The sequence below is a fragment of the Novosphingobium naphthalenivorans NBRC 102051 genome (assembly GCF_001590985.1).
GTDB lineage: Bacteria > Pseudomonadota > Alphaproteobacteria > Sphingomonadales > Sphingomonadaceae > Novosphingobium > Novosphingobium naphthalenivorans.
Window position 1 is genome coordinate 1 of the sequence record NZ_BCTX01000114.1, and the last position, 10,544, is coordinate 10,544.

A 10,544-nucleotide genomic window follows, 5' to 3' on the forward strand; every position below is an offset into this window, starting at 1 on the left:
TCAGGAACTCGCCCGCCGCGATGAAATCGTCGAACACGTTCTGCTTGTTCGCACGGCGGCCGGCATCGTGCCACTCGCGCCCGTACTCGCCGCCGCCGCGCAGGTTCGCGAGCGCGAAAGCCCCGCCCGCCTCCAGCCAGGCCATGCGCGTGGCCGAATAGCCGGGCGTCAGCGCCACGTCGAACCCGCCATAGCCATAGAGCAGCGTCGGCACCGGCTTGCCCGCTTCGGCAACGGCCTTGCTGCGCACAATGAACATCGGCACGCGGGTTCCGTCTTTCGACGTGTAGAAGCGCTGCTCGACCAGATAGGCGCCGGGATCGTAGCACAGGCTGGGCTGGGCAAAGGGCACGCTCTGCCCCGTCGCGATGTCCATCCGGTAAATCGCGGCCGGGCAGTTGAAGCTGGTGAAGGCGTAGAAGGTTTCCGGATCGCCGGGCTTGCCGCGAAAGCCCGAGGCGGTGCCGATCCCGCTGAGCGCCAGCGTGCGGCCGGGCGAGCCGTCGAGCCCGACGATCTCGGCATGGCTCGCCGCATCGCGCATGTAATTGAGCACCAGCTGATCGCCGACGATCCCGGCCCGTTCGAGAATGTCGTCGCGCTCGGCAACGACTTCGCTCCAGTCGGGGGAGCTTGCATCGAGATCGATCGAAACGAGGCGGTAGCGCGGGGCATCCTTGTTGGTCACGAACCACAAGCGGCGGCCCGTCCCTTCGACGAGTTTCCAGTCATCGGTAAAGCCCGTGACCAGAGCCTGCGCCTGCCATCCCTCGCGCTTGCGCTTCGCCAGATCGATCACATGGACTTCGTAGCGGGAATCGGTGCCGACACGGCTGGTGATGACGGCAAGCCGCCCATCCTGCGTCACTTCCGCGAAGTGGCCGTAATCGGGATGGCCGGGTGTCGCATAGACCAGCTCGTCGGCGGCCTGCGGCGTGCCGAGACGGTGGAAATAGACGGCTTGGTTGTAATTGCGCGACTGGAACGCCGCGCCTTCTTCCGGCGCCGGGAAGCGCGAATAGAGAAAGCCTTCCTCGCCCACCCAGGCAAGGCCGGTGAACTTGGCCCAGTGGATTTCGTCGGCCATGGGCTCGCCGCTCTTCACGTCGAGCACGCGCAGGATCCGCCAGTCGCTGCCGCCGTCCTGCACGCTGTAGAGCAGGTAGCGCCCCTTTTCCGAAGGCTCCCAGGCATCGAGCGCGGTCGCGCCGTCCTTGGCCCACGCATTGGGATCGATCAGCAAGCGCGCTTCACCGGACAGGCCCTTGCGCACGAAAAGCTGTGACTGGTTCTGCAGGCCGGTGTTGCGGGTGTAGAAATACCACGCCCCCGCCTTCACCGGCAGGCCGAAGCGTTCGTATTCCATGAAGGCCCGAATGCGCGCGGCGAAATGCGAACGCTGCGGCAAGCCCGCCAGATAGCCTTCGGTCACGGTATTTTCGCGCGTGACCCAGTCAGCCACTTCGGGCGCATTGCGCACATCGGCTTCGAGCCAGCGGTAGGGATCGGCGATCTGTTCTCCGAAGTGGTCTTCGACGATCGAGTCGCGGCGGGTTTCGGGATATGTGATGTCAGGCATGGGTTCCCCGCAAATGGGGGCGGCAACAGCCAGCGACAAGCCCCCAACGAATGCCCTCAGGCGATGCATATCCTTCTCCGCAAACGCAAAAACGGCCGCGAGCCTAGCACTCGCGACCGCTTTTCGTCATCCTTGCTGATGCAAGGCTATGAGCGCGGGGCTCAGGCCTCAGCCATTTCCTCGGCCTCGGCGTTCACCGGGCCCGAATCCTGACCCTTGGCATCGGTGTCGCGGTCGACCAGTTCGATGATCGCGATCGGGGCGGCGTCCGAAGCGCGGATGCCGGCCTTGATGATGCGGGTGTAGCCACCGTTGCGGCCGGCATAACGCTCAGCCAGAACTTCGAAGAGCTTCTTTTCCTGGGTCTCGTCCATCAGGCGAGCGTGCGCCAGACGACGGTTCGACAGGCCGCCACGCTTGGCCAGCGTGATCAGCTTTTCGAGGTAGGGGCGCAGTTCCTTCGCCTTGGGCGTGGTGGTCTGGATCTGCTCGTGCTTGATGAGCGCAGCAGCCATGTTGCGCATGAGGGCGGCGCGGTGGCCCGAGGTGCGCTGCAGCTTGCGCTGGCCATACTTGTGACGCATGTCTTGTCTTCCTGTTCGTCGGGCAGCCGTTCAAGGTACTGCTCGCCGGGCGATGTGGTTCGGCCACCGCCCAAAACCGGCTCACTTACGTGTGAAGCGCGCCCTCAATACGAAAACGGCGCGAGAGTCAAGGCCTGCACTGCCTTTCAGTCCGCCACCTCAGCATAAGCTCCAGCCTCGAAATCCCGCCACAGTGCGGTGCCGACAGGCGCGTCGATCCAGGACAACCAGCTATCATCACGGTTGAGCACCGCCCCGAGCGCCACATAGGCATGCGTGCGTTCGGCCAGTTGCTCATCTGTCAAATCGCCAAATCGTCCACGAATACGCCAACCACTATCAGGATAACGGTCACCTTCCTGTGTCATGTCGGGCTCTTCGCGGTAAAGATATTCAACCGGTTCCTCACCGTCGAGAACACACTGGTCGACGAGACACCGCTCCCAATACTCCCGGTACTGCGGCTCCGGTGGCGCGTTTTCTGGCTTGTCCCAGACAATGGCAAGGATGTGGTGCCGCTCGAATACGACTGGATCACCCAGCTTCAAAGGTGAGGTAGGTTCGTCAGGTTGATTACCGAGCTCGCCCTGCAATTCTGAGCCATTTACCTGCGTGACGGTGACCCACATCCGCTCCGCAGACCACTTCTCGGTCTCATGGCCATAGACGAAGACCATTTTTACAAGATCATCCACTCCAACCGCCGCGATCTCTTCCGGCGATGGCAGGAAGAACGTGTAGGGAGCCTCGGCCGCAATAGGTCGAGGATCTTCCAGAGTGAAATCGGGCTGCATCGGCATTGTCATGTCAGCATGCTGGCAAGCCTTGCAGAAAACTCAAACAGAAAAAGGCCCCGCAGTTTCCCGCGAGGCCCTCTTCAATTTGCCATCGGAAAGACCGATCAGCCGAGCAGTTCCTGCTCCAGCTTCTTGGCCATCTCTTCGATGTTCTCGGGCGGCCAGCCCGGGATGTCCATGCCGAGGCGCAGGCCCATCGAGGAAAGGACTTCCTTGATCTCGTTGAGCGACTTGCGGCCGAAGTTCGGCGTGCGGAGCATCTCGGCCTCGGTCTTCTGGACCAGGTCGCCGATGTAGATGATGTTGTCGTTCTTGAGGCAGTTCGCCGAACGGACCGACAGTTCCAGCTCGTCCACCTTCTTGAGAAGGTAGCGGTTGAGCTGGTTGGCGTCGCTCTCTTCCGGAGCCGCGCCGCCGGTCGCCATGCCGATCATCGGCGAGGCGCCAACCGGAGCGATGTCCTCGAAGTGGACGAACAGCGCAAGCTGGTCCTGAAGGATGCGGCCGGCATAAGCCACCGCGTCTTCCGGGGTGACGGTGCCGTCGGTCTCGACCGTGAGGCTCAGCTTGTCGAAGTCGAGTTCCTGGCCGATACGGGCGTTTTCAACCTTGTAGCTGACCTGGCGCACCGGCGAGTACAGCGAATCGACCGGGATCAGGCCGATCGGCGCATCGACGGGACGGTTGCCGACGGCGGGGACATAGCCCTTGCCGGTGTCGGCGGTCAGTTCCATGTTCAGCGTCGCACCTTCGTCGAGGTGGCAGATCACGAGGTCCTTGTTCATGACCTCGATGTCACCCGAAACGGCGATGTCGCCAGCCTTGACTTCGGCCGGGCCGGTCGCGGAGAGCTGGAGGCGCTTCGGCCCCTCGCCCTGCATCTTGAGCGCGATCTGCTTGACGTTCAGAACGATGTCGGTGACGTCTTCACGCACGCCGGCGAGCGACGAGAATTCGTGGAGAACGTTCTCGATCTTGATCGAGGTGATCGCCGCACCCTGCAGCGAAGAAAGCAGCACGCGCCGCAGCGCGTTGCCGAGCGTGAGGCCGAAACCGCGCTCGAGAGGTTCGGCAACGAACGTCGCCTTCAGCTTGGGGTCGGGTCCCGGCTTGATCTCAAGGCTGTTCGGCTTCTTGAGTTCCTGCCAGTTCTTGATGTTGACAGTCATGGACTTCCCCTGGGAGTTCGATGGCGGTTACGTCCCAAAGCCTGGTGGAAAGGCCCGGGACGTTCCGGAGTAACCGAGCAACGACCGGTTCGTTGCTCGGGAAAGGCTCGATCAGACGCGGCGGCGCTTCGAGGGACGGACGCCGTTGTGCGGGATCGGAGTCACGTCGCGGATCGAGGTAATGGTAAAGCCGACAGCCTGGAGGGCGCGCAGCGCGCTCTCACGGCCCGAACCGGGACCCTTCACCTCGACTTCGAGGGTGCGCACGCCGTGTTCGGCGGCCTTCTTGCCGGCGTCGTCAGCGGCGACCTGCGCGGCATAGGGAGTCGACTTGCGGCTGCCCTTGAAGCCCATCATGCCGGCCGAGGACCACGAGATCGCGTTGCCCTGGGCGTCGGTGATGGTCACCATGGTGTTGTTGAAGCTGGCATTGACGTGAGCAATGCCGCTCGTGATGTTCTTGCGTTCGCGGCGCTTAATGCGCTGAGGTTCGCGTGCCATATCCGTATATCCTGTCGATTAGTCGCTGCCAAAACCGTGAAACGGTTCTGCGGCTTACTTCTTCTTGCCGGCGATCGGCTTGGCCTTGCCCTTGCGGGTGCGCGCATTGGTGTGCGTGCGCTGGCCACGAACCGGAAGACCCTTGCGATGACGCAGGCCGCGGTAGCAGGCGAGGTCCATCAGACGCTTGATGTTCATCGCGGTTTCGCGACGAAGGTCACCCTCGACCGTGTGGTCGGCGTCGATGGTTTCGCGGATCTGCAGGACTTCAGCGTCCGACAGGTCCTGCACACGGCGGGTGTGATCGATACCGAGCTTGTCGGCGATCTCGAGGGCCTTCGTGCGGCCAATACCGTGGATATAGGTGAGCGCGATGATAACGCGCTTGTTGGTGGGGATGTTTACCCCGGCAATACGAGCCACTTAATTCTCCATGCTCCACAGGGGCCGCGATAGCGGGCCCCCATCTCAACGCTCAACACCCGTTCCGCCTAAAACAGCAAGAGCCCGGCTGGCATTCCAAGAAGTGCCTATTGCACACTGTCCTGGGCCATCCGGTTTGCCGAAGCTGACGAGTGAAGGGCGCGCTTAGAATGATTCGCGAGGGGTGTCAACGCTCCTCGCGCAGGAAGCGGTGCACCACCCCCTGCAAACCTGCAGCGGATGGTGATGCACTGTTACCGCTATTTAACCTAAGATAGAGCCGCAGTCAAAACACGCGCGCTCACCGGCCGATGATCTCGCCCTTGCCGGCCTCCGGAGGATTGGCGGGAAGCGGCAGAACTTCTGCGTCGGGCCGCCCTGCTTCAGGCGCGGCCCCGGTTTCCCCGGCACCGTCGGGCAGCGGGAAAGCCGCTGCGAAAGCGCCTCCCAGCTTGGTGGCAAGGTGCTGGATCTGCTGCCCGAGCACACCATCCACTGCCGTGGCCAGTTTCTCGAAAGGCGCCCGCGCATAGCCGCCGACGACATATTCCAGCAGGATCTGCGTGCTCTTGCCGTCTTTCGCCGGGTTGAGCTGGATCGTCAGCGTGCCGTTCAAAGCGTCCGCCTGCAACGGGCCCAGCGCGCCGGTCATGCGCAACGCGCGCGGCCGCTCGATATAGACCACCCGCATGTGCTCGACACTGCCGCGCGGCGCAGCCTTGGGCGAAGCCGGGTTCGGCAGGATTTCGCAGAAGCAGCCGCCGGCATGTGGATCGAGCGACAGGTTCGCCGCGTCACCCGACCAGGTATGGTCCGAATCCCACCACTCGGCAGGCTTGAGCAGCATGGCCCAGGTCTCGTCCGGCGTAGCGGGCACTTCCACCAGATGCCGGACGACGAAACCGTTAGGCGCAACAGCCGCGACTTTCGCCGCCGCCGGCGCGCTTCCGCCAGCCACCAAGGCAAACCCCAGGACGGAGATCAGCGCGTGGGCGAACGGTTTCATCGGCAGCTCCTGCTATAGCCTCAGTCCTGCATCGCCCTTCCCTTGCGGGAACGGCTGTCAGGACGCGAGAATCGCTTCGATCGCGGCCGTCACGTCATCCATGTCGGCCATGCCGTCAACCTTGCTGACAATCCCGCGCGCTTCATAGATCGGCAGGATCGGCGCGGTCTTGGCCCGGTATTCGGCAAGGCGCGTACGCACGGTTTCGGCGTTGTCGTCCGGACGGCGCTTGAACTCGGTGCCGCCGCACTTGTCGCAAGTGCCGGGAACCTTGGGCTGCTCGAACTTGTCGTGATAGCCCTTGCCGCAAGTCGCACAGGTGAAGCGGCCGGTGATGCGCTCGACCAGCGCTTCTTCGTCCACTTCCAGCTCGATCACATGCGCCAGCGCACGGCCGCGAGCGGCCAGGATCTGATCGAGTGCCTCAGCCTGCGCAGCCGTGCGCGGATAGCCGTCGAAGATCGCGCCCGCATCAGGGCCCATGGCGTCCAGTTCGTCGCCAATGAGCGCAGAAACGATCGCGTCGGAAACCAGCTCGCCACGTTCCATGACCGCCTTGGCCTCAAGCCCGGTCGGCGTTCCAGCCTTTACCGCAGCCCGCAGCATGTCGCCGGTGGAGAGCTGGCGCATGCCATGCTTCTCGACGAGACGCTGAGCCTGGGTCCCCTTGCCCGCTCCCGGCGGCCCCAGCAGAATAATGTTCACGCCTTACCCCTCAAAAATGTCTTATCGTTTCCCGGCTGAGGCGCATGACCTCAGCGCAGACGGCCTTTCAGTTTCGCCTTCTTTATGAGGTCGCCATACTGGTGCGCCAGCAGGTGCGACTGAATCTGGGTGATCGTATCCACAGTCACGTTGACGACGATCAGCAGGCTGGTTCCCCCCATGAACAGGAGCGGCAAGCCCGTCATCGACAGGAAGTACTCCGGAACCGTGCAGACGATCGTGAGGTAGATCGCACCGATCACTGTCACGCGCGTCAGCACGTAATCGAGATATTCGGCCGTGCGCGCACCGGGACGGATACCCGGAATGAACCCGCCGTTCTTCTTCAGGTTCTCGGCGGTTTCCTCCGGATTGAAGACGACGGCCGTATAGAAGAAGCTGAAGAACACGATACCGGCAGCATAGAGCAGCATATAGAGCGGCTTGCCGTGCCCGAGATACTGGTTCAGCGCCACCACAACCTTGCCCATCGTCGAATCCGGGCTCAGCGAGTTACCGGCGAACTGCGTGATCGTCAGCGGCAGCAACAGCAGCGAGCTGGCGAAGATCGGAGGAATCACGCCCGCAGTGTTGAGCTTGAGCGGCAGGTGGCTGCGATCGGCCTGCATCATGCCGCGCTGGGTGGCGCGCTTGGGATACTGGATCAGCAGACGGCGCGTGGCGCGCTCGAAGAAGCAGATCAGCAGGATCATCGCAATGATCAACGCGATCAGCGAGACGATCAGCACCGAGCCGGTATCGCCTGCACTGTAGGCCTGACCAAGGTTGCTGGCGAACTTCGGCATCTGGGCCACGATGCCCGCCATGATGATCAGCGACACGCCGTTGCCGATGCCGCGCGAGGTGATCTGCTCACCCAGCCACAGCAGGAACATGGTTCCGCCGACCAGCGAGATCACGGCGCCGATGCGGAACATCACGCCCGGATCGACAACCGCCTGGAGCCCGCTCGAAGCGCCATAGGCTTCAAGGCTCACGGCCAGGAAGTAGCCCTGCAACGCGCAGAGACCGACCGTGCCGTAACGGGTGTACTGGTTCAGCTTCTTGCGCCCGGCCTCGCCTTCCTTCTTCAGCGCCATCAGCGCCGGATGGAGCGAAGCGGCCAGCTGCACCACGATCGAGGCGGTGATGTACGGCATCACGCCGAGCGCGATCAGGCTCATGCGCGAGAGCGAACCACCCGAGAAGGTGTTGAACAGGTCGAGGATGCCGCCCTGCGTCTTGCTGTAGAGCGATTCGAGGATCAGCGGGTTCACACCCGGCAGCGGCACGAAGCTCAGAAAGCGGAAGACGATCAGCGCACCGATCGTAAACCAGATGCGGTTCTTGAGCTCGGTCGCCTTGGAAAAATTGGCCAGGCTGAGCGAGCTTGCAATGTTGTCGGCGCGAGAAGCCATGACTTACAGAATGCCTCGAATTGTCTTGTCGGATTCGGCCTTAGCGACTGGCGCCTGCCTTGTCGAACCCCGGAACGGAACTGGCCATATAGACATTCGTAGGATGTCTGAAAGCCCTGTCCCCAGAAAACCACATGCCGCGAAAGGCTCGTGTCCGGAAAAGCACAGGAGGGCGAAGCGCTATGCGCCCGCCCTCCCGGTTTCTTCAGATCGCGATGCCTATCAGGCCTCGGCAGCTTCCTTGGCAGGAAGGATCACCGAACCACCGGCCTTTTCGACCGCAGCCACGGCGCCCTTCGAGGCACCGGCGACGTTGAACTCGACCTTCGCGGTCAATTCACCCTTGCCGAGCAGGCGAACGCCGTCCTTGCCGCCGCGGGCCAGACCGGCCGCCTTCAGGGCAGCGTGATCGACAGTGCCCGAGATGTCGAGCTTGCCGGCGTCAATCGCCTGCTGCACGAGACCCAGGTTCACTTCGGCGTAGTCCTTGGCGAACTTCTTGTTGTTGAAGCCGCGCTTCGGCAGGCGCATGTGGAGCGGCATCTGGCCGCCCTCGAAGCCGGCGATCGAAACGCCCGAACGTGCCTTCGCACCCTTCTGGCCGCGGCCGCTGGTCTTGCCCTTGCCCGAGCCGATGCCACGGCCGACGCGCATGCGGCGGTGACGGGCGCCCGAGTTGTCGCGGATATCATTCAGTTTCATAGTCTGCACTCGCTTTCGCTTTTGTCGCGCTTGATGGGAAGCGGCGCCCCTAGCGGAAGCCGTTGCAAATGTCACGCCCCCTTTTCAGCGATTCGCACAAAGGCTACCAAAGTCCAATTCCCGCCCGTTTTCCCGGAGCCAACCCCTTGTCCCTTTCCAGCGGCAGCCGCCAGCCTGCCCTATCGTTCGGCCCATGGGCCTTCGCGGTGCTGCTCCTTGCCGCGCTTGCCCTGCGCGCGAGCACTTTCGGGGATCCCAATGTGGGCGGGGACGAGACGTTCTACCAGGCCGTGGGCATCGCCATGCACCATGGCGCGGTCCCTTACGTCGATGTGTGGGACAGGAAGCCCTGGGGGCTGTTTTTCCTCTACTACCTCATCACCGGCATTTCGTCCGCCCCCATCGGATACCAGCTTGCCGCCACGCTCTTCGCCGCAGCGACGGCATGGGTCATCGGGCGTATCGCCCTGCTCTGGACCAACCGCCAGGGCGCAGTGCTGGCAGGGCTCGCCTATCTCATCTTCCTGACGCCATTCCAGGGCTATGGCGGCCAGAGCCCGGTCTTCTATAACCTGTTCATGGCGCTGGCCGTGCTGCTGGCCCTGCACGCCACGCCCACCTTGCGCAAAGGCCTGGTGCCCGCAAGCAGCCATGCCGCCATGCTGCTTGCCGGGATCGCGATCACGATCAAGACCACCGCCTTCTTCGAAGCCGCTTTCGTGGGCCTGTGGTGCAGCGGCGTGCTGCTGCGCTCGCCCTGGTCGAAACACCCTCCGGGACGAACCATCGCCATATGGGCGCTGACCGGCGCCGCGCCGGTTCTCCTCATTGCCGCAGCCTATGCCCTCGCGGGGCACTGGACGATCTACTGGAACGCCATGGTGACGTCCAACTTCGCCAAGCCGACCAGCTGGCCCTCTGCGGCGATCCGTTTCGCGATCATGTTCTCGCGCCTCGCGCCGCTGTCGGTCGTCGCCGCTCTGGCGCTCCCCGAGATTCCGGACGACAAACGCCGGTTCATGCTGCTGTGGCTGCTCGCCGCTTTCGCCAGTGTCGCCTCGGCTTCGCATTTCTTCATGCACTATGCGCTGTCGTTTCTGGTGCCCTTGAGCGTCGCCGGCGCTGCGTTTCTCGACCGCAGGTGGCTCGGCCCACTCGCTCTCGTGGCCATCAGCTGGTTCGCCCTGGACGACAGCCGGGTGCTGGACTTCGCCCATGCCCGCCGTTCCCGCGCCGCCTTTGCCGAACTGACCAGCGCGATCCGCGCGCACGACGACGGCGGCCCGCTGTTCGTCTTCGACGGCCCGCACCAGCTCTATACGATGACTGGCAAGCCGTTCCCCACGCCTCTGGTCTTCGCGCCGCACCTGAGCGACCTGAAGGAAAAGGACGTCAGCACCCTGTCGACGCTCGGCGAAGTGAAACGGGTGCTCGCGATGCGCCCCAGCACGATCGTCGCCCCCCCGCAGCCGCGCGAGGGGCCGCCGAACCTCGAAACCGATGGCCTCGTGCGCGCCTATTTCCACGCCCACTGCAAGCGGGTGGCGCGCGTCTCTGCGCCTGACTGGCTGAACGAGAGCACCATCGATGTCTGGGCCGACTGCCGCAAGCCCCCTGCCCCGAATCGCCGCTGACCGGCCTAGGACCAATCGACATTCAG

11 protein-coding genes are annotated in these 10,544 nt (G+C 63.4%); 1 reads left to right on the plus strand and 10 read right to left on the minus strand.

Features of this window, described 5'->3' with window-relative positions; all coding sequences use genetic code 11:
• The 10 genes from NN5_RS22560 to rplO all read right to left on the minus strand — a co-directional run.
• Positions 1–1,579 (minus strand): prolyl oligopeptidase family serine peptidase (locus NN5_RS22560; protein ID WP_245656665.1); only part of this gene is annotated, 1,579 nt, incomplete at its 3' end.
• 161 nt (positions 1,580–1,740) lie between these two features.
• Positions 1,741–2,163 carry a 50S ribosomal protein L17 gene (gene rplQ, locus NN5_RS22565; protein WP_067738591.1) on the minus strand — a complete coding sequence of 141 codons (423 nt, stop codon included), beginning with the start codon at positions 2,161–2,163 and terminating at the stop codon, positions 1,741–1,743.
• A gap of 146 nt (positions 2,164–2,309) precedes the next feature.
• Positions 2,310–2,969, minus strand: coding sequence for an immunity protein Imm33 domain-containing protein (locus tag NN5_RS22570; RefSeq protein ID WP_067738593.1), 660 nt, complete (start codon positions 2,967–2,969; stop codon positions 2,310–2,312).
• Positions 2,970–3,064: 95 nt separating this feature from the next.
• Positions 3,065–4,129, minus strand: coding sequence for a DNA-directed RNA polymerase subunit alpha (locus NN5_RS22575; protein ID WP_067738594.1), 1,065 nt, complete (start codon positions 4,127–4,129; stop codon positions 3,065–3,067).
• A gap of 111 nt (positions 4,130–4,240) precedes the next feature.
• Positions 4,241–4,630 carry a 30S ribosomal protein S11 gene (gene rpsK / locus NN5_RS22580; RefSeq protein ID WP_007011846.1) on the minus strand — a complete coding sequence of 130 codons (390 nt, stop codon included), beginning with the start codon at positions 4,628–4,630 and terminating at the stop codon, positions 4,241–4,243.
• 54 nt (positions 4,631–4,684) lie between these two features.
• Positions 4,685–5,053 (minus strand): 30S ribosomal protein S13, encoded by a 369-nt coding sequence (rpsM, locus tag NN5_RS22585; protein WP_067738597.1) that lies wholly within the window; start codon positions 5,051–5,053, stop codon positions 4,685–4,687.
• Positions 5,054–5,354: 301 nt separating this feature from the next.
• Positions 5,355–6,059: an SRPBCC family protein gene (locus NN5_RS22590; protein WP_067738599.1), complete on the minus strand. Its 705-nt coding sequence runs from the start codon at positions 6,057–6,059 to the stop codon at positions 5,355–5,357.
• A gap of 57 nt (positions 6,060–6,116) precedes the next feature.
• A complete protein-coding gene (locus tag NN5_RS22595) occupies positions 6,117–6,764 on the minus strand; it encodes an adenylate kinase (RefSeq protein ID WP_067738602.1) in 648 nt (215 codons plus the stop codon).
• Between the two features lie 50 nt (positions 6,765–6,814).
• The gene (gene secY, locus NN5_RS22600; RefSeq protein ID WP_067738605.1) at positions 6,815–8,182 is read right to left on the minus strand and encodes a preprotein translocase subunit SecY; all 1,368 of its coding nucleotides are present in this window, start codon (positions 8,180–8,182) and stop codon (positions 6,815–6,817) included.
• A gap of 222 nt (positions 8,183–8,404) precedes the next feature.
• Positions 8,405–8,884, minus strand: a complete 480-nt coding sequence (gene rplO, locus NN5_RS22605; protein ID WP_067738606.1) for a 50S ribosomal protein L15 — start codon at positions 8,882–8,884, stop codon at positions 8,405–8,407.
• A gap of 146 nt (positions 8,885–9,030) precedes the next feature.
• Between rplO and NN5_RS22610 the strand changes: the two genes are divergently transcribed.
• Positions 9,031–10,518: a hypothetical protein gene (locus tag NN5_RS22610; protein WP_174523929.1), complete on the plus strand. Its 1,488-nt coding sequence runs from the start codon at positions 9,031–9,033 to the stop codon at positions 10,516–10,518.
• Positions 10,519–10,544: the final 26 nt, after the last annotated feature.

Bases quoted from the DNA above. Each gene is read 5' to 3' on its own strand.
- NN5_RS22590 (WP_067738599.1), bottom strand. From the start codon at position 6,059: ATGAAACCGTTCGCCCACGCGCTGATCTCCGTCCTGGGGTTTGCCTTG.
- secY (WP_067738605.1), bottom strand. From the start codon at position 8,182: ATGGCTTCTCGCGCCGACAACATTGCAAGCTCGCTCAGCCTGGCCAAT.
- rpsK (WP_007011846.1), bottom strand. From the start codon at position 4,630: ATGGCACGCGAACCTCAGCGCATTAAGCGCCGCGAACGCAAGAACATC.
- NN5_RS22575 (WP_067738594.1), bottom strand. From the start codon at position 4,129: ATGACTGTCAACATCAAGAACTGGCAGGAACTCAAGAAGCCGAACAGC.
- rplQ (WP_067738591.1), bottom strand. From the start codon at position 2,163: ATGCGTCACAAGTATGGCCAGCGCAAGCTGCAGCGCACCTCGGGCCAC.
- NN5_RS22570 (WP_067738593.1), bottom strand. From the start codon at position 2,969: ATGACAATGCCGATGCAGCCCGATTTCACTCTGGAAGATCCTCGACCT.
- rplO (WP_067738606.1), bottom strand. From the start codon at position 8,884: ATGAAACTGAATGATATCCGCGACAACTCGGGCGCCCGTCACCGCCGC.